The sequence below is a fragment of the Musicola paradisiaca NCPPB 2511 genome (assembly GCF_000400505.1).
Taxonomy (GTDB): domain Bacteria; phylum Pseudomonadota; class Gammaproteobacteria; order Enterobacterales; family Enterobacteriaceae; genus Musicola; species Musicola paradisiaca.
In genome coordinates this window covers 4,485,807-4,505,128 of record NZ_CM001857.1, presented here as the reverse complement: position 1 = coordinate 4,505,128, position 19,322 = coordinate 4,485,807, and the positions used below count along the sequence as shown (strand labels likewise).

Below are 19,322 nucleotides of genomic sequence, written 5' to 3'. Positions count from 1 at the left end.
CAATAACTGAAATTGGTTAATCGGGTTTTTTATGGAGTTCGGCGGCGAAACTGCGCTAGCATGCGGTAAATTCATCGGGGAATGGTAAAAACGATGGCAATAAAACTGATTGCAATTGATATGGACGGCACCTTACTCACACCACAGAATCAGATATCGCCGGCGGTGAAGCACGCGATTACTGCCGCCAGGGAAAAAGGGGTGTACGTTGCGTTGGCGACCGGTCGCCCTTTCATCGGGGTCAAGCGCTACCTGAGCGAACTGGCGCTGAGACAAGACGGGCACTATTGCATCACCAATAACGGTGCGCTGGTTCAGCGTACTCTGAACGGCGACTGCATCGCGCAGACCACCCTCAACTTTAACGACTATCTCTATTTTGAAGCCATGTCCCGCGAGTTGAACGTCCATTTCCATGCGCTGGATTTCGATTACGTTTACACCGCCAACAAAGACATCAGCGCTTATACCGTATACGAATCACACCTGACCGGCATGTCGCTGAAATACCGGGCCGTTGAGGAAATGAACCCTGGCCTGCGTTTTCCCAAAGTGATGATGATTGATGAGCCTGAACGGCTGGATGCTGCCATCGCCCGCATTCCACAGCAGGCATTCGAACGCTATACCATCATGAAAAGCGCCGCTTATTACCTGGAGATTCTCGATAAGCGGGTCAACAAGGGGGAAGGCGTCAAAATGTTGGCGGAGCACCTGAACCTGAACCGCGACGAGGTCATGACGCTGGGCGATCAGGAAAATGATCTGGCGATGATTGAGTATGCCGGGTTGGGGGTTGCGATGGGGAACGCCATCGAATCGGTCAAGGCGGCCAGTCAGTTTGTGACCCGTTCCAACAGTGAAGACGGCGTAGCCTATGCGATTGAAAAGTTCGTATTGAATGCGGAGTAACCTGCTGTGCCTTTCCTCTTTGCGATAGCTCGCCGTTAGCTGGCAAACCACGGGGTTCGTGCCTCCCGTCGCCACGCTTCACATCATACAGAAATAAAAAACCCCGGTTTCGGACACAGGAAAACCGGGGTGAGGGTTGAAGCGCCGGGCGATTATTTGTAGATCACCGCATTGCCGTGCAGGGTGTCGTCGCCGCCGGCATAGGTGATGCTGTAGGCGGATGCGCCGGCTTCGGTGGCTTTACTGGCCAGCTTAGTTTCCAGTGAGCTCAGATCGTGAGCGGTCGCTGAAACGGCGCCGATTTTCTGTAATTGCTCAGCCTGTTCGTAATTTACTGATTTCGCTGCGAATGATCCGAATGAAACGGTAGCAAGTACAGCGGCGATAGCGATAGTGTTTGCAGTTTTCATATTGTCTTTCCTCATAACCGGGTTGTCGGGTGAAAGGCGTTTGTCCTTTCGATGACGCAAAGATTACGCCTGACTGGCCTTCGTGGAAAACGGAGGTTGTTGAGGCTATCTTTCTATTTTTTTGAATGAAAATACAGTCAGGTTTTGTAAACAACTCAATGATTTTTATTATTTTTATCTTTTTTTGAGCGTTTTTTTATGATGTGCCAATTAATAACGTCATATTTGGGAATCTGTTATGAATAAAGAACAACAGTTAACGTTTGATACCGTTTCACATCAGTTAACCAATATTAATATCTGGACAACTGACGGTAACTGGGTGATTTACGATGTAAGGCCGCATGGATCTTTGTTTACAGGTTTGACCATTGAGAAAGTCCATGTAGAGACTGGCCAGCAAACGGTTATCTATCGCGCCGGACAGGGGGCGCATGTGGGAGTGGCGACCGGCAGCCCGGTACTGCCGCAGCGTTATGTATTTATTCATGGGCCGGCGCATCCGGATGAACACTGGCAGTACGATTTTCACCATCGCCGCGGCGTTATGGTGCAGGAAGAGACGCCTGAGCAGGCCGTGACGCTGGATGCCTGCGTGATTACCGCGCCTTATCCGGCCGGCGCATTGCGCGGCGGAACCCATGTACATGTTTTCAGCCCGGACGGCAGCCGGTTGAGTTTTACTTACAACGATCACGTCTTGCACGAGCGCGACCCGGCGCTGGATTTGCGCAACGTCGGCGTGGCGGTGCCGCTGCGGTCGGTTGCGGCCCCCGGACGGCATCCTCGCGAGCATGACGGCAGCCATTACTGCGTACTGGTCAGTCGGACGACGCCTAAGCCACACCCCGGCAGCGACGACATCAACCGCGCGTATGAAGAGGGTTGGGTGGGCGTGCAAGGCTATCTGCGGCCGGATGGCGTGCGTCAGCGCTGGGCGCTGGCATTTATCGGCGACACGCTGTCCGCCGACGGCGAGAAAGTACCGGAGGTGTTTATCGTCGATCTGCCGGAAAATCTGGATGATTATGCCATCGCCGGCGAACAACCGCTGGGCGGCACGGCAACCGCATTGCCCGCGCCGCCGGCCGGTGTGTGTCAGCGGCGTCTGACGTTCAGCGCCGGGCGCCGTTATCCCGGCGTCGTCAATCAGCCGCGCCACTGGTTGCGCGCAGCGCCGGACGGCAGTGCGATCGCGTTTCTGATGCGGGATGACGATGGCATCGTGCAGTTGTGGATCCTCTCGCCGAATGGCGGAGAGCCCCGTCAGGTGACGCAGAGCGCCTGGCCGGTGCAATCCGCTTTCAGCTGGCATCCCGGCGGCGAATATGTGGCGTTTGTTGGCGATAACAGCATCATGGTGTGCGAAATGGCAAGCGGTCGTGTGATCCGGCAGACGCCGCGCAGCGATATCCCGCCGGTTAGCGATGCCGTCGTATTTTCTCCGGAAGGTTCCCGTATCGCCTATTTGCGGGATATTGACGGCTGCAACCAGATTTTTGTGGTGGAAGTGGTGTGGTAACGTTTTTTCTTTCTGAAAAATCAAAGTGTTATTTTCTGATCGCCAGCATCAGAGCAGACGATTTGTCCAGATTATTTCCCTGATCCGGGAGCGTGTATTCTCGCCGGATCAGCGCGAAATAAACCCCTTCTGTTTCAATCGATTGTTTTTTATTCACCGATCATCCTCACAGTTCACATCAAAAAACATTGTCACCTTAATCCTGGTTTGAATACATTGCTAACTCGAATTAGCAAAGAGGTTTAATCATGAGTGACGATTGCTTCATCGGCGTGGATGTCGGGTCGGCTAGCGTCAGAGCCGGCATTTTTGACGGCAGCGGTCGGCGTCTGGCGTTCGCGGTGCGGCCGATAGAACAGTTTCATCCCCGTACCCATGTGGTGGAGCAATCTTCTACGGATATCTGGCGAGCGGCGGGCGAATGCGTGCGGGAAGCGTTGCGTTGTGCCGACATCGCGCCAGCTCGGGTGCGTTCCATCGGGTTTGACGCGACCTGCTCGCTGGTGGCGGTAGGCGCTGACGGCCAGCCGGTCTCTGTTGCGGAACAGGACGCCGCCGAGCGGGACATCATCATGTGGATGGATCATCGCGCCGCCGTCGAAACCGCCGACATCAACGCCACCGGCGATGACGCGCTGCGCTATGTGGGCGGCGAGGTCAGCATTGAAATGGAGCTGCCCAAGATCCTGTGGCTGAAGCGCCATTTCCCGGCGCGTTATCAACAAGTGCGGCGCTTTTTCGATCTGGCGGATTATCTGGTGTGGCGTGCCACCGGTACGGATGCGGCCAGTGTCTGCACCCTGACCTGCAAATGGAACTATCTGGCGCACGAAGCGCGCTTCAGCGACAGCCTGTTGCAGGCTATCGGTCTGACGGATCTGCGGGAAAAGATCCCGGCCCGCATTTTGCCGCTGGGGGCATGCGCCGGAACGCTGGCGAAATCGGTCGCCCGCGACTGGGGGTTGCCGGAAAACGTCGCGGTTGCCAGCGGTATCATCGATGCGCACGCCGGCGGGCTGGCGCTGGTGGGCAGCCAGCCGGAAGGCAGCCTGGCCATCATCAGCGGTACCTCCAACTGCCACATGCTGGTCAGCCGGGACGCGGTGGAGGTGCCCGGCGTGTGGGGGCCGTACTGGGGCGCGATGCTGCCGCAGTGGTGGCTGAACGAAGGCGGTCAGAGTGCGGCCGGTGCGCTGATGGAGTGGACGCTGCGCCAGCATGCGCAGTGGCCGGAACTGGCGGCGTGGGCTGAACGGCAACGGCGCAGCCCGTATGAGGTGCTGAATACGTGGGTGGCGGCGCTGGAACAGCGTGAACCGCAACCGACCCGTCATCTGCATGTCCTCGCCGATCATCACGGCAACCGTTCACCGCGCGCCAATCCCCACGCTCGCGGCATGGTAATGGGGCTGACGTTGGAGCAAGGGCCGGATGCGCTGGCTCGGTTATATCTGGCGACGCTGCAAGGGATCGCCTACGGCACCCGACACATTATCGATGCCCTGAATCAGGCCGGGCACCGCATTTCCCGGCTGGTGATGTGCGGCGGCGCCACCAAGAATCCGCTATGGCTACGGGAGTACGCCGCCATCACCGGCTGCGATATCCAATTGGTGGGGGAGGAGGATGCGGTGACGCTGGGGGCGGCGTTACTCGGCGCGGTGGCCTGCGGCGCCTACGCCTCGCTGCCGGACGCGGCGGCGGCGCTGGTGCGGCCCGGCGAACGAATCCTCGCTGATCGCACCATGCAACAGTTTCATGACGACAAGTACCGGATTTATTTGCAGATGTATGACTATCAGCAGTCGGCCTTACAGCTGATGGGGCGTAGCTGATAGCCGAATTTCCTCCGGCGCGGCCGGAACGGACACCAGGAGTAAACGATGTTGACACTGAATCTACCCGCTTCTCCCCGCAGGCTGAGCGCGGATACGCACGAGGTATTGCTGGTTACTAATGCGGATCTGCGGGAATCCGCCAATGTGACCTGTTGGCCGACCCAGCAGACGTTCGAAAGCCGCTTGCAGAGCGCGCTGGAGCAGTTGGGATACCGCATGAAACGCGCCCATCCGGTGCATGCCGAGCGGGGACACGGTTTCATCAGCAGCCAGAAAGAGGGCAGCGCCGTATTCGCCGCCATCGATCCGGATGCGCCGGTGATCGTGCTGTTGACCGCCTGGCAATATTCCCACCATTTGGCGCCATCGCTGGTACATCACCGCGGGCCGGTTCTGTTGCTGGCCAATTTCGACGGTACTTGGCCGGGGCTGGTGGGCATGCTGTGTATGGCCGGTTGCCTGACCAGTCTGGGTCGTCACTACTCTCGGTTGTGGTCGGAGACCTTTGAGGACGACACGTTTCGCCAAGGGCTTGCCACCTGGCTACGGGATGGTGCCGTCAACCATAAAACCGGCTATCTCCGCCCGGTGCCATCGGCTCATCCGGTGCTGGCGACGCCGGCCGGGCAGGTCGGCCGCGAGGTGGGGGAATACATTCTGCGCCACAAGGCGATCGTCGGTCTGTTCGATACCTTCTGTATGGGCATGATTAACGGCGTGTTTCCGCAGCAGGCGATGGTCGCTATCGGGATGCCGATCGAGTCCCTGTCGCAGTCGGCGCTGCTGGTTGAAATGGCGAAAGTGCCGCATGAACTGCGCGAGCGCTGCCTGCAGTGGTATGAAGAGCGCGGCATGCGTTTCGAATTTGGTGCGGACGGCAGCCGTCAGTTAACCCGCGATCAGGTACTGGAACAGTGCGCGATGATGATCGCCATGGCGCGTTTTAGCGAGCGTTTCGGGCTGTCGGCGGTCGGCGTGCAGTATCAACAGGGCTTGAAGGATAGCTGCGCCGCATCTGATTTCGCCGAGGGCGCCATCGGCAATGCGGAGCGTTTCCCGCTGCCGGACGAACAGGGCAACCCGATTCGTCCCGGCGTGGCGATCCCGTGCATCAATGAAGTGGACATGGGCAGCGCCATTCCGCAGGTGATGCTGTGGCGGTTGCTGCAAGGGCTGGGGCTGCCGGCGGAGACCACTCTGCACGATATCCGCTGGGGCAGCGAGTATCAGGGCGTTTTCTACTGGGATTTGGAAATTTCCGGCGCGGTGCCTTTCGCGCATCTGAAAGGCGGCATTGCGGGCTCCACCGGTTATCGCCAGCCGCCGATGTTCTTCCCGTATGGCGGCTCCACCATTGCCGGCCAGGGCAAGGCCGGGCGCTTTATCTGGGCGCGGGCGCATTACGAAGGCACGCAGGTCGTGATGCATATCGGCACCGGTACGGCGGTGGAATTGCCGGCGGCGGAGTTTGAACGCCGCCGTCGTGCCACCAACTATGAGTGGCCGTTGCTTAACGCGCAGCTGGACGGCGTAAACCGGGATGATTTGATGGCGGGCCATCAGAGTAATCACCTGACGGTGGCCTACGTGGCGCAAGACATGCTGGCGGAGGTGCTGAAAGCGTTTGTCGCCCAGGCGTTGACGCAGGGCATCAACGTCTGGACGGCGGGAGCCGCTCATCAACTGCTGGCGGAGTAAATCATGGGCTACGACAACCGTGAAGATAAATACACCGGCATCTGGCCGGTGATGCTGACCCCGTTCGACGATCGCGGCGAGATCGATTATCCGTCGCTGTCGCGGCTGGTGGAGTGGTATCTGAAGGCGGGCGTGCGCGGGCTGTTCGCCGCCTGCCAGTCCAGCGAAATGTTTTCTAAGCGACGCGGAAACCCGCCAACTGGTGCGTTTTATCGTCGAGCAGGTGGACGGCCGGGTGCCGGTCGTCGCCTCCGGCCATACCGCCAGCGCCGCCAGCCAGCAGGCGGATCAGCTGGGCGGGGTGGCGGAAACCGGCGTAGACGGCGTGATCCTGATCAGCAACCGGCTGGCGTTGGCCGGGGAGTCTGACGGCAAAGCGCTCGAACGCTTGCAGGCGCTGACGGCGCAACTGCCCGCGCAGGTGGATTTGGGGATTTACGAATGCCCTTACCCTTACAAACGGCTGTTGTCGGATGACACCGTGTCATGGTGCGCCGCCAGCGGGCGCTACACCTTTATCAAGGACACCTGTTGCGATCTGCCCACGCTGCAACGTCGCGTCGCGTTGACCCAAGGGTCGCGGCTGAATCTGGCCAACGCCAACAGCCAGACGCTGCTGGCGTCGTTGCAGGCCGGGGTCAAGGCGTACAGCGGCGTGATGGCGAACTTCCATCCGCAGTTGTACGTCTGGCTGTACGAGCACTGGCGCGAACAACCGGAATCAGCCCAACAGTTGGCGGATTATCTGGGAACGGCGGCGCTGGCGGAGTTTCTTGATTATCCGGCCTGCGCCAAGCACTTCCAGCAGCAATGTGGTAACTTCACGACCCATTTTTGCCGGGTGCGCAACAGCGCGGCCTATCGCGACGGCTTCTTTCCGGAAGCGATCCGCAGCATGGTTCGGCTCGGCCAGTCGATGGAAAACGCGCTCCCTCTGTCATCGTAAGGACGGTTTTTTATGATGCTGACAACCGTAAAACAGCAATTTGTACTGCCGACGGATCACCGTTATTTCGGCAATTGTCATGCCTCGACAATCGCAGCGCTGCCCGATGGGCGGCTGCGGGCGGCCTGGTTCGCCGGCGAAAAAGAAGGTAGCGGCGATACCGCTATTTGGCTGGCGAATTATCAGCAGGGGCAGTGGCACGCGCCGGTTCGTCTCGCCTGGGAGGACGGCTTGCCGCACTGGAACCCGGTGTTACATCGGCAGGACGGGGCGTTGTGGCTGTTTTACAAAGTCGGCGCGGACGTACACCACTGGCAAACCCGGGTGATGGTGTCCGGCGACGACGGTTTGAGCTGGTCCGCACCCCGGATGCTGGTGCCCGGCGACAGCGCGCCGCGCGGGCCGGTGAAGAACAAATTGCTGGTGATGTCCAACGGCGAGTGGCTGGCGCCCGGTTCCGTCGAGGACGATCGCGACTGGGATGCCTTCGTGGATATCAGCGGCGACCGGGGCGAGCACTGGCAGGCGACGCCGATCCCGCTGGCCCATCAGGCGCCCGGCGATGGACAGCACGACGCGCTCTGGCAGGGGCTGGAGCACGCCGCCCTGTGGGAAAACGACCTGACGCGCGTTTTTCAATGGGACGGCGTTATCCAGCCCTCGGCCTGGGAGTCTGCGCCTGGGCAGGTACATGTGCTGATGCGCAGTACCCGCGGGGCGATTTACCGCAGCGATTCACCAGACTATGGGCGCCGCTGGTGTGACGCCTATGCCACTGCGCTGCCCAACAACAACAGCGGTATCGATGTGGTTCATCTCGGCGCGGGGCGTCTGGTGCTGGTCTATAACCCAGTCACCGGTAACTGGCGCAGCCGTTATCCGTTGACGGCGGCTTATTCCGCCGATAACGGTGAGCATTGGGAAAACCTTATCGATCTTGAACAGGAGCCCGGAGAATTTTCTTACCCCGCCATCATTGCCGATGGCGACACCTTGCATGTGACCTACACCTGGAATCGAAAAAATATCGTTTACTGTGCGCTGAAATTCGGCAAACAGTCGTGATAACCCGGTAATAACCCGTGCTGCGTCGCACCCTAAGGCATTCCGTCTGGCGCAGCCCGAAAAAAACTGTACCCTACACCCTCCGCCAGCCTTGAGCCGGCGGCGTCCGGATGGTTTTGCCTGAAGGACGGTAAATTATAAAGCGAGGAATATCATGTCGATTTCCGTTGAATTATCCCGGCATCAGGCGCTTCACGATAAATCTAATATTCGCCGTGTGGTGATTTCGAGTTGGATAGGCAACACCATCGAGTTTTACGACTTTCTGCTCTACGGCCTCGCCAGCGCGCTGGTGTTCGGCAAACTGTTTTTCCCGACGGTCAGTCCAATGACGGCGATGCTGGCGTCGTTCGCCACCTTTGGCGTGGGCTTTGTGGCGCGTCCGCTGGGGGGGATTTTCTTCGGCCATATGGGGGATACCCTCGGACGTAAACTGACGCTGTTGATCACCCTTGGCGGCATGGGGATGGCGACGTTCCTGATCGGTTGTCTGCCGACCTATCACCAGATTGGCGTCTGGGCGCCGATCCTGTTGGTGGTGCTGCGTTTTGTTCAGGGCTTCCTGGTGGGCGGCGAATGGGGCGGCGCGATGTTGATGGTGGTGGAAAGCGCGCCGGCCAATCGGCGCGGCCTGCTGGGCTCCATCCCGCAGACCGGCGGTTTCTCCGGACAGCTGCTGGCGACCGCCGTGTTCGCCGCGGTGTCGGTACTGCCGGAGGATCAGCTGATGTCCTGGGGATGGCGCGTGCCGTTCATGCTCAGCGTGGCGCTGGTGCTGGTGGGCCTGTATATGCGCCGCAAGGTGGATGAGACGCCGGTGTTCCAGCAGGTTCAGCAGCAACAGGCGAAAAGCGCCGAGCCGGAGCGTCGGCAAAGCCCGGTGGTGGAAGTCTTGCGTAACCAGTGGCGCAGCGTCTGTCTGATTATGGTGTTGCGTTTTGCCGAAAGCGTGCCGTTCTTCCTGGCGACCGTGTTTGCCGTTTCCTATGCGACCGGCCAGCTCGGGGTGCCGAAGCAGACCATGCTGAATGTGATTATGGCGACCTGCGTACTGGCGTTTCCGATGCATGCGTTGTTCGGGGCGTTGTCTGACCGGGTCGGCCGTCGTCCCATCTACATCTTTGGCGCGCTGTGCGCCGCCGCGATGGCGTTCCCGTTCTTCTATCTGCTGGAAAGCGGTTCCTTCTGGCTGATGGTGTTGGGGTATGTGCTGCTGATTAACATCGCGCACAACTCCATCAATTCGGTACAGCCGGCGTTCTTTACCGAGCTGTTCGGCCCGAAAGTGCGCTATAGCGGCGCGTCTATCGGGGCTCAACTGGGCGCTATCGTGGCCGGGGGCTTCACGCCGTTCATCGCCAAGGGGCTGACTTCGCTGGATAACGAATCCTGGACGCTGGTGGCCACATACGTCACCGTCGCTGCGCTGGTGGCCGCCTTCGCCGCCTGGAAAGCGCCGGAAACCTCGCGGCGCGATATGACCAAAGACCTGTGATTTATTGATCGCGGCCAGGGAACGGCCCGCTTAAGCTGCGTCGAGTTAGTTAATCAGCTACACTGGAAATCTTTCCGTTTTCTTATGGATATCCTGTTTCATGGCGAAAACAGTTGAACAGATTGCCAGTGAGCTCAACCTCTCCATCACCACCGTTCGTCTGGTACTTAATGGAAAAGCTGAACGGTACCGCATCAGCGCCAAAACCCAGCAACGTATTCACCAGTATGTGACCGAACACGGTTACACCGTTAACCATGTGGCGCGCAGCCTGAAGTTGAACAAGACCGATACGCTGGGGCTGATTGTTCCCCGTCTTTCCAACCTGTTTTTTTCCACGCTGGCGGAAAAGCTGGAAACCCGCTGCCGTGAAGTCGGTTATCAATTGATGATCAGCTGTTCCTACAGCGATCCGCAGTATGAGAACAAACTGGTGGAGGCGTTGCTGCAGCGTAATGTGGACGGGTTGTTCGTCGTGCCTTCATCTTTGCAATCGGTGCAGCACCATGCGCGGGTCGTGAAGCGTCCGCTGGTGCTGATGGATCGCGATTTCGGCATTGAACATCTGCCGCTGGTGATGAGCGATAACCTGCAGGGTGGAGCGCAGCTCACGCAGGCGATGCTGGCGGAGCAGCCCGCCGCACCGCTGTTTTTTATGGCGGGCGATGCGCGGCAACCGGCGATCCGCGACCGTTTGCTGGGCTATCAGCAGTCGGTGCAGACGGCGGGGCTGACGCCTCAGGTGCTGGAAGCCAGTCATAACCGCCGTGAAGACGGTATGGTGATGATGGAACAGTTTCTGCAACAGTACGCGGCGCCGCCACCCGCGTTTATTGCGTCGTCGCTACCGGTATTGGAAGGGATGCTGAGCGTGGTGCGGGAGCGTTATGGCTATATTCCGGTGCACATCAATATCGGCACCTTTGACGAGCATGCCATGCTGGGATTCCTGTCGAATAAAATCTGGTCGATGCGGCAGAACGAGGATGCTTGGGCAGAACAGGCTTTCGCGGCGATGCAGCAGGCATTGAACGGCGAGATGTCACCGCATAAAGCGGTTATTCCCATGACGCTGATCCACCGCCAGCAGGCGCAGCATCACTGACCACGGACGTTCTGCGTATCCGGCGGCGTGGAGTGAGGGGCATTGGCGGCCTGGCGCTGACGTTCGTACTCATCCAGACGATCCCGCGCGGACGTGGTGTGTTGTTCCCGGTTGGTTCGGTAGTAATCGTAAGGCAGCAGCATGGTGTCCAGCATCGCGGAGAAAGGCAGGTCAATCGCCAGTACCGGTTTCATCACCCAGCCGGTGGTGTCGTCTTCCAGCATGGTCATGCTGGCCCGGGTGCCGGAGTAATAACCGTGTTCACCGCCAGTGTGGGTCATTACGCTGGAACAACCGCTACAGGCGATGCAAATGACGCTGAACAGTACGAACAACAGTGACACACGTTTCAGTATGGCCATCATGTTACCCTGAGAAAAGACGCGGCCGGTTATCTCCCGGCTATTTTGCAAAAAATGCTCTGCGTTCAGTGTATGTGATTATTGTCGCATTGGGGATAGCGACTGTCAGGAATCGTGCATTTTTATTTCTGGATATTGAAAGTCGGAAATACGACGCCATTTTGATTATCAGGCCGACAAAGAGATATGCCGCATGCGGGTATTTCTTCTGGCTGAGGGCCTGTCCCGATGGAAGGCTGTAATGACAACCTCGCTGATGTTCAGGAGATGTGTATGCGTAACCCCGATTTTTCCCCGCTGTATCGTTCCGCCATTGGTTTTGATCGTCTGTTCAACCTGCTGGAAACGGGTCAGAACCAGAGTAACGGCGGTTATCCTCCGTATAACGTCGAGCTGGTCGACGAAAATCTGTACCGCATCGCCATTGCCGTCGCCGGTTTCGCCGAGAGCGAGCTGGAGATCATCGCGCATGACAACATGTTGACGATCAAGGGCGCCCACAGCGGTGACGCCACGCCACGCAATTATCTTTATCAGGGCATCGCCGAGCGTAATTTCGAACGTAAATTTCAATTGGCAGAACACATTCATATCAAAGGCGCCAATCTGGAAAACGGACTGCTGTATATCGATTTAGCGCGCGTGGTTCCGGAAACGCTGAAACCGCGCCGTATCGCAATCAAATAATGGTTTTGCGCGGCCGACGGCTGCGCGACATGTCAACGTTCGCCTAACGGGGACGGGCCCGGCCATGCGCGTCGGGATGCTATCTCGCTTCCAAGAAGGAGTCATGATTATGCGTAATTACGATTTATCCCCGCTGCTGCGTCAGTGGATTGGTTTTGAAAAATTGGCCGGCGCCATGGGTAGCCAGGACGCGGTGGAATTCCCGCCGTACAACATCGAAAAGCTCGACGACAATCACTATCGCATTACGTTGGCGTTGGCCGGTTTCCGCCAGTCCGAACTGGATATCGAAGTGGAGGGCCAGCGGTTGACGATCAAGGGCACCCCGATCCTGCCGGAGAAGAAGGTGCAGTATCTGCATCAGGGGCTGGTGTTCAAGCCGTTTACGCTGGGCTTTACGTTGGCGGAGCATCTGCATGTCGCCGAAGCGCAGTTCCAGAATGGGCTGCTGCATATTGATCTGGTACGGGAAGTGCCGCAGGCGTTACAGCCGCAGCGTATCGCTATCGGTAGCCGTTCACCCGAACAGGAAACGGTGGTGGATGCCGGGCAGGCATAATGTCTGAAACGAAAAACGGGTAGCGACTGCGCTACCCGTTTTTTATTGCCTCGCGACCGGAGCCGCTTTAGCCGATGAGAGCATCACCGGTTAGAACATCATCAGCATCCACGGATAACCGATAACGATCAGCAGTACCAGGAACAAGGTTCCGAAGATGCCGCCAAGGCGCCAGTAGTCTTTGGCCGGCAGGTAGCCACTACCGTAGTAGATCGGGCTTGGGCCGGTGCCGTAAGGGGTGATGATCCCCATCACGCCCAGCGACGTCAGCAGCATCATGCAGAAGACGGTCATGTTCATGCCGGGGATAGCGGAACCGATGGCCAGCATGGCGGGCAGCAGCGCCGTGGTGTGCGCCGTGGTGCTGGCGAACAGATAGTGCATGGCGTAGAACGCGATCAGCAGCGCAATGGTCGCGACGCTTGGGCTGATGCCGCCCAGCAGAGACGCGCCCAGTTTGCCCAGCCAAGCGATGAAGCCGACGTCGGTCAGACCGGCGGCCAGCGCAACCAGCGTGGCGAACCATACAAAGGTGTTCCAGGCCGCTTTGTTGCCGGTGATGTCTTTCCATTCCAGCACGCCGGTGAACAACATCAGCGTGATGACCAGCAGCGCCGCCATTGCTGGTTCAATCCAGGCGGTAGCAAAGATCCACAGCACCAGTGCCAGGCAGACGAAAGCCAGCAGCAGGATTTCGTTGCGGGAAAGCTTGCCCAGTTTTTCCAGCTCATTCTGCGCCCAACGCGGTACTTCATCGTTGACTTTAACTTCAGGCGGATAGAGCCAGTAAGCCAGTAAAGGTACAGTCAGAATCAGCAATACGCCCAGCGGCAGGAAAGCGATGAACCAGTTGGTCCAGGAGATGTTCATGCCGATGGAACTTTTTACCAGCGCCAGCGCCAGCAGGTTCGGCGCCAGTGCGGACAGGAACATGGAACTGGTCACGCAAGTCGCGGTGATGGCGACCCACATCAGGTAGGAACCGATCTTGCGCGCGCTGGGGTCGTTCGGCTTGGAGCCATACAGCGGCGGCAGGTTGGAGATGATCGGGTAGATGGTGCCGCCGCTACGTGCGGTGTTGGACGGCGTAAACGGCGCCAGCAGCAGGTCGGCGAAGGTAATCGCGTAGCCCAGCGTCAGTGTCCGGCGGCCGAGGTATTTCACCAGAATCAGCGCCAGACGACGGCCGAACTGGGTTTTTTCGTAACCGGCGGCAAACATGAAGGCACCGAAGATCAGCCATACGGTGGAGTTGCTAAAACCGGCGACAGCCCATTTGAACGATTGCGACGCCATCTGAAACTTGGGCGAAGCCACCTGTTCAGGGCTGAAAAGCACCCACGGGCTGAACAGAGAGATGATAACCACCGAGGCGATACCGATAACGGCGCCAGGCAGCGGTTCCAGAATTAACCCCACTATCGCGCCGACAAAGATGGCAAAGAATCGCCAGGCGTGTGGTGCCAGACCTTCTGGCGTGGGAATCAATAACAGGATAACTGCCACGATGATGGGCAGCAGTAGAGATATCCCGCGTTTCATATTGCCTCCTGATGAACGAGTCCAAAATCAGTGAAAGATTTTTGCCTTAAGATCCTGTCTCTGATTCAGATGAAACCAGTATGGATGATGTTATTCTCGATACGGAATGGTGGTTGGATGTCGTCTATTTGCATCGTTTCCGCCGTCTGAGAATAAATAATTCATAATTAATTCAATTGAATCAGAAAATTAACTAACGAATTGGTTTTGATTTACAGAAAATCGAATAAACCAATCGTATTTATTAATTACTTTTTAGTTTTTTAAGTTAAAAAACATTCCGGAGCATTTTTCGGTTTAATCAGTATTATTTTACTGTTATCTCTCGATATTCCCGACGTATTACTCCTTTTAGGTCATTATGATGCTATTTTCCCGTTGGCTACCGTTGATCTCGATCAAGGAAGCCCCAACGAGCCGTGATGAGTTATTTAAAATGGAGGTGATTCGTCATTTATTGGATAACGGATGAGCGGGTACTGATAATAGTTCATCGTTCGTATCCATCGGCTTGATATTGCCGTCGGTTTTTTCATAAACGATGACGGGATTGTGGTTAATCTCAGCGAAGCGGACGAATGAAAAGGTTAATATAGCGGGATAATAATACTATTCCGGAGCGCAACATGAGTAAGAAGAAGGCACCGCTGAAACTGGGTACTTCGATTATTCTGATGGTATCGGCCGTGATCGGTTCGGTTCTGCTGGTGGTTTATGCCCTGCTGTTTTTCCGTATCAGTGAACTGACGGAAACCCATCTCAAAGCCCGTGCTTTCGCCATTGCCCGCACGGTGGCGATGGCGCCCGTGGTGATCAATGACCTGAAGGATATCGGCGACCCGATGCGGGTTCAGCGGTTTTCGGAAGAGGTGCGGCGTCGCAACCATCTGCTGTTTGTCATCGTCACGGATATGGGTGGGATCCGGCATTCTCATCCCGAACCGGATTTGATCGGGCGTCATTTCATTGGCGACGATCTTTATCCCGCTTTGCTGGGGCTGGAGAATACGGCGGTGAACCGTGGCGTGCTGGATCCGGCGTTGCGCGTGTTCACGCCGGTGCTGGATGAGAACGGCAAACAAATCGGCGTGGTTGCCGTGGGTATTTCGTTGTCCAGCGTGCAATCGGTGATTGATGAAAACCGCTGGATCATCCCCTGGACCATCCTGTTCGGTGCGCTGGTCGGTCTGTTGGGCACCTATTTTCTGGTTAAGGCGCTCAAGCGCATCATGCTGGGGTTTGAGCCGTTTGAAATTTCGAATTTGTTTGAGCAGCGTAATGCCATGCTCAAGCAAATCAAGGAAGGGGTGGTGGCGGTGGATACCGATTTACGCATTACCATCATCAATGATGAAGCCAAACGATTGTTTAATCAGCATGATGGCGGAGAACGACTGGCGATAGGCAAAGATATCAGTCACTGGCCGGCGTTGATGAATCTGGAAAAAGTGGTGAAAGCCGGCAACCCGCAGCAAGATGAAGAGATCAATTTCAATGGCAATTTACTGCTGACCAACACCGTACCGGTGGTGGTTAATGGGGATATTATCGGCGCTATCGCCACCTTCCGCGATAAAACCGAGGTGGGGCAGCTAATACAACGCCTGACCGGCATTTCCTATTACGCGGACGCGCTGCGGGCGCAGTCCCATGAGTTCATGAATAAGTTGCATGTGATACTTGGCATGCTGCATTTAAAATATTACCCGCAGTTGGAAGAATATATTCTGAAAACCGCCAATAATTATCAGACGGAAATCGGTTCAATCATTCGCAAAGTGAAATCCCCGGTGATTGCGGGCTTTCTGTTAGGTAAAATCAACCGCGCCAGGGATCTGGGTATTACGTTGTCCATCAGTGAGGATAGCCTGCTGCCTGATACGGATGACGCGCAGGTGACGAATGAATTGATTACCGTACTGGGCAATCTGATCGAGAATGCGATGGATGCCATGGCTGGCCTGGAAAATCGGGAAATCGTCGTGACATTCCACCATCGCAATAATTGTCTGCATTGTTCGGTCAGCGATGATGGCCCCGGCATTCCATGGGATGTACAGCAGCATATTTATCAGGAAGGTTTTTCGACCAAAGGCAGCGGACGCGGTATCGGCCTGCATCTGACCAAGCAGAGTCTGGAGAAAATAGGCGGTACCATTGATTTTGAATCCGAACCGGATGTTTATACTCAGTTTTTCGTAATTATTCCTTATCAGGCAAGGCAGTTTGACCATGATTAATGTACTGATCGTAGACGATGACGCTATGGTGGCGGAGTTGAACAAGTGTTACCTGAGCCAGATCTCGGGGTTTAGCTGCTATGCGACGGTGCCCACGCTGCAGCAAGCGCGGAATCTGCTGATGCAGCCGGATTGCGAGATAGACTTGGTTCTGCTGGATATTTATATGCAGCAGGACAACGGTCTGGATCTGTTGCCGACCATCCGTGAATTCAGCGAACACACGGATGTGATCATCATTTCGTCGGCCAGCGATGTGTACACCATCAAAAAAGCGCTGCATTACGGCGTGGTGGATTATCTGATCAAGCCTTTCCAGTTCGCCCGTTTTGAACAGGCGCTGACCGCTTACCGCGAAGAAGCTAATCTGTTCAAACACCGGGACTTCGTGGCGCAGGCGGATATCGATAACCTGATCCGCCGCACCAGCGGCAGCCCGGTAGCGGAGCGCAAGAAATTACCCAAAGGGCTGACCAGCCTGACGTTGCGCACGGTATGCGAGTGGATCGAGGGCAACCAGAACACCGAGTTTTCGACCGAAATGCTGGCCAATGCGATCGGCATTTCTCGCGTGTCCTGCCGTAAATATCTGATCTATCTCGCTGAAACCGGTGTTTTGGCAACCAACATTCTCTACGGTTCCACCGGTCGCCCGGTTTATCTTTACCGGTTGCTGCCGGAAAAACAGGATGCGCTGCGCCAGTATTGCGAATAATCCCGGGGCCACGTCGCAGTGGCCCTAAAACCGTGGTTTATCCCTTCTTTGATGTCATCACCGGCGGTTACGCCGTGTTATCCGAACGCCCGTTCGGCCTGACTTTCTCGCATCTAAAAACGCGCATCGGTGTGGAACCGAAACATAGTCATCCCGGTGTTTTTCTGTCTCATCGGGCTTATGCGCCCGGCATTAAAGCCCATCCCATGCGTTGCCCCTGAATCTCCCACACGGCGTGTACGCTCCGGCTTTCGCGTGGTTCGTGTCCACCCGACGGCATCCATGGTGCTTATTGGACCGGCTCTGAGAGCAAGAACGATAGCTAATATAAATGGTTACGGTGCGGCGGAGGGTGTCGACAAGCGATGTGCGGAATGACGGTACGAGGGCTGGGAAAGGGAGGAACGTTGACGGCGGCGGTCGCCGTCAACGGGCGCGGAATCAGCGCATGATCCAGCTCATCAGCAGGGTGGCGCAGATAACGGTGGATGCACCGCCGATGCGAGTTGCGATTTGTGCAAACGGCATCAGGGACATGCGGTTGGACGCGGACAGAATCGCGACGTCGCCGGTGCCGCCCAAACCGCTGTGGCAGCTGGTGACGATAGAGGCTTCGATCGGGTACATCTTCAGGTAGGGTGCGATAAAGAAGCTAATCAGCGCCATGGACATCACGACGGACGCGCAGACTACCACATAACCGACGGAGAACACGGCCACCACACTTTCCAGCGGCACGTAAAGCATGCCGAGGCCAATCATCAGCGGCCACACCAGTGAGCTGGAAACGAATTTGTAGAAGCTGTTGGCGCCGGTTTCCATACTTTCCGGAATCACACGACCGTATTTGCACATGACCGCGATCAGGATCATCAGAACCGGGCCGGGGATGTGCACAACCTTCTCGAACAAGCCGCCGACGATGAAGAAGGTGCAGATCAACAGCAGGCCGCCGCCCATCAGGTGGAAATCGATGACTTTAGGCGCTTCTTTCACGGAGAAAATGGCGTTATCGTCGGCGTTGCGCACCAGATTGCCGTTGCCGTTCAGGTCGCGGCGTACCGTACCGAGGCGAGCCAGTACGCCCGCGCAGATGATGGCGAAAATATTACCGACAACCGCAGCCGGTGCGAGCTGGGCCACGTACACATCCGGCGTCTGGCCGAGAATGGACGAGTAAGCCAGCGAAAGCGGCAGAATGCCTTCGCCGATGCCGCCGCCGATGATCGGAACGATGATGAAGAAGAAGGTGTGGTAGAAGGTATAGCCGAACAGTTTACCGACCAGCAGGCCGGTGACGACGGCGGTAAAGGTGCCGATGACCAACGGAATGAACATACGCACCATACCCTGAATCAGGATGACGCGATTCATACCGAGAATACTGCCCACGACCAGACTGGCGATGACGAAATACAGGAAATTGGCATCCTTCATCAGTAGCTTAACCGTATCCAGCGTATTCGCATTGAACATGTGGAAATAAACCAGCACGGAAGGAACCATCAGACAAAGAATGGCTGGGCCGCCAACATCTTTAAGTACGGGAATTAACCGGCCGATGTGAGCCAGTAAAAAACCCATCGTCATAATTACGGCAAATCCGCCGATCATATTTTTAGGCAGATATCCGGCATAGGCGGCAATAAACACGACGACGCCGATAGCCAGAAAAAGAATAAACGGTACAGACCCAATCTGGATCTTATTTAGGCTAAAGCCTGTTGGTGCGGAAGCGGCGAGCATATTTTCGCTCATCATTTCAGCTTTTGCATTTTTCATTATATTCACCCTGTTGTAGCGGCATGGTACAGAGAAAAGCGATCGTCCCGGCAAGCCGTTTCATCGCGTTTACGAGCGCATAGCACAAGCAATAGAAACACAACCAATAATGAGGAATTATTTATTTTTCTATATAAAATCCATGGGTAATCTAACATGATCAAATGTTAAAAATAATAGTCATAGAATACGTAAATGAGAGATTTGTGAACCCATCGGCAATTCGTTTTTAAATAACTTAATTGCCTTTTTTCTAATTAAAGTTAATTGATTGGTTCGACGAAGAGTTATTTAAATAAAGGCGGTGTCCTGAAAGTGAGTAAGCAATACCTTAGCAAGGTAATTATCCGAATTAATTGAAACTTAAAAAACTTAATTAAATATTTTACTTGTTATTATCCCCTATTTTTTATCCTTATTTTCTTCCAATCGTTTATACCCAAA

General features: G+C 56.1%; 16 protein-coding genes and 1 pseudogene. 12 read left to right on the top strand and 5 right to left on the bottom strand.

The features are described 5' to 3' along the window. The first annotated feature begins 93 nt into the window (after positions 1-93). The gene (gene yidA, locus DPA2511_RS20185; protein WP_015855570.1) at positions 94-912 is read left to right on the top strand and encodes a sugar-phosphatase; all 819 of its coding nucleotides are present in this window, start codon (positions 94-96) and stop codon (positions 910-912) included. A gap of 152 nt (positions 913-1,064) precedes the next feature. On the opposite strand, the gene bhsA is transcribed toward yidA, so the two are convergent. Next, positions 1,065-1,322 carry a multiple stress resistance protein BhsA gene (gene bhsA / locus DPA2511_RS20180; protein ID WP_015855569.1) on the bottom strand — a complete coding sequence of 86 codons (258 nt, stop codon included), beginning with the start codon at positions 1,320-1,322 and terminating at the stop codon, positions 1,065-1,067. Between the two features lie 238 nt (positions 1,323-1,560). Here bhsA and DPA2511_RS20175 point away from each other — a divergent pair, with 238 nt between their 5' ends. Beyond that, a complete protein-coding gene (locus DPA2511_RS20175; protein WP_015855568.1) occupies positions 1,561-2,844 on the top strand; it encodes a DUF3748 domain-containing protein in 1,284 nt (427 codons plus the stop codon). A gap of 28 nt (positions 2,845-2,872) precedes the next feature. Here the strand turns inward: DPA2511_RS20175 and DPA2511_RS24125 are convergent, their stop codons facing one another. Then, positions 2,873-3,001, bottom strand: a complete 129-nt coding sequence (locus DPA2511_RS24125; RefSeq protein WP_015855567.1) for a hypothetical protein — start codon at positions 2,999-3,001, stop codon at positions 2,873-2,875. A gap of 91 nt (positions 3,002-3,092) precedes the next feature. Here DPA2511_RS24125 and DPA2511_RS20165 point away from each other — a divergent pair, with 91 nt between their 5' ends. The 6 genes and pseudogenes from DPA2511_RS20165 to DPA2511_RS20140 all read left to right on the top strand — a co-directional run bounded on the left by DPA2511_RS20165 (position 3,093) and on the right by DPA2511_RS20140 (position 10,991). Beyond that, the gene (locus DPA2511_RS20165) at positions 3,093-4,679 is read left to right on the top strand and encodes an FGGY-family carbohydrate kinase (RefSeq protein ID WP_015855566.1); all 1,587 of its coding nucleotides are present in this window, start codon (positions 3,093-3,095) and stop codon (positions 4,677-4,679) included. Positions 4,680-4,727: 48 nt separating this feature from the next. Beyond that, positions 4,728-6,380, top strand: a complete 1,653-nt coding sequence (locus tag DPA2511_RS20160) for a signal transduction protein (RefSeq protein ID WP_015855565.1) — start codon at positions 4,728-4,730, stop codon at positions 6,378-6,380. Between the two features lie 3 nt (positions 6,381-6,383). After that, a pseudogene (locus tag DPA2511_RS22225) lies at positions 6,384-7,326 on the top strand (dihydrodipicolinate synthase family protein). Between the two features lie 12 nt (positions 7,327-7,338). Then, on the top strand, positions 7,339-8,391 hold the full coding sequence (locus tag DPA2511_RS20150; protein WP_015855563.1) for a sialidase family protein: 1,053 nt from the start codon (positions 7,339-7,341) through the stop codon (positions 8,389-8,391). A gap of 154 nt (positions 8,392-8,545) precedes the next feature. Next, positions 8,546-9,886 (top strand): MFS transporter, encoded by a 1,341-nt coding sequence (locus DPA2511_RS20145; RefSeq protein ID WP_015855562.1) that lies wholly within the window; start codon positions 8,546-8,548, stop codon positions 9,884-9,886. A gap of 100 nt (positions 9,887-9,986) precedes the next feature. After that, entirely contained in the window at positions 9,987-10,991 is a 1,005-nt protein-coding gene (locus tag DPA2511_RS20140; protein ID WP_015855561.1) for a LacI family DNA-binding transcriptional regulator, read from the top strand. Here the strand turns inward: DPA2511_RS20140 and DPA2511_RS20135 are convergent. Then, a complete protein-coding gene (locus tag DPA2511_RS20135) occupies positions 10,985-11,356 on the bottom strand; it encodes a YceK/YidQ family lipoprotein (protein ID WP_015855560.1) in 372 nt (123 codons plus the stop codon). The two genes, DPA2511_RS20140 and DPA2511_RS20135, sit on opposite strands and share 7 nt — an antisense overlap. Before the next feature lie 270 nt (positions 11,357-11,626). Here DPA2511_RS20135 and ibpA point away from each other — a divergent pair, with 270 nt between their 5' ends. Together ibpA and ibpB are read left to right on the top strand one after the other, a co-directional pair. Then, positions 11,627-12,040: a small heat shock chaperone IbpA gene (gene ibpA / locus DPA2511_RS20130; protein ID WP_015855559.1), complete on the top strand. Its 414-nt coding sequence runs from the start codon at positions 11,627-11,629 to the stop codon at positions 12,038-12,040. A 109-nt stretch (positions 12,041-12,149) separates the two neighbouring features. Further along, a complete protein-coding gene (ibpB, locus tag DPA2511_RS20125; protein ID WP_015855558.1) occupies positions 12,150-12,599 on the top strand; it encodes a small heat shock chaperone IbpB in 450 nt (149 codons plus the stop codon). Positions 12,600-12,689: 90 nt separating this feature from the next. On the opposite strand, the gene DPA2511_RS20120 is transcribed toward ibpB, so the two are convergent. Next, positions 12,690-14,141: an anion permease gene (locus DPA2511_RS20120; RefSeq protein WP_015855557.1), complete on the bottom strand. Its 1,452-nt coding sequence runs from the start codon at positions 14,139-14,141 to the stop codon at positions 12,690-12,692. Positions 14,142-14,767: 626 nt separating this feature from the next. On the opposite strand from DPA2511_RS20120, the gene DPA2511_RS20115 reads away from it, so the two are divergent. Together DPA2511_RS20115 and dcuR are read left to right on the top strand one after the other, a co-directional pair. After that, complete coding sequence (locus DPA2511_RS20115) at positions 14,768-16,381, top strand: sensor histidine kinase (RefSeq protein WP_015855555.1); 1,614 nt, start codon at positions 14,768-14,770, stop codon at positions 16,379-16,381. Beyond that, a complete protein-coding gene (dcuR, locus tag DPA2511_RS20110) occupies positions 16,374-17,096 on the top strand; it encodes a two-component system response regulator DcuR (protein WP_015855554.1) in 723 nt (240 codons plus the stop codon). The genes DPA2511_RS20115 and dcuR overlap by 8 nt, the downstream gene beginning before the upstream one ends. A gap of 441 nt (positions 17,097-17,537) precedes the next feature. Here the strand turns inward: dcuR and DPA2511_RS20100 are convergent, their stop codons facing one another. Further along, positions 17,538-18,878 (bottom strand): 2-hydroxycarboxylate transporter family protein, encoded by a 1,341-nt coding sequence (locus tag DPA2511_RS20100; protein ID WP_015855553.1) that lies wholly within the window; start codon positions 18,876-18,878, stop codon positions 17,538-17,540. Positions 18,879-19,322 lie beyond the last annotated feature (444 nt).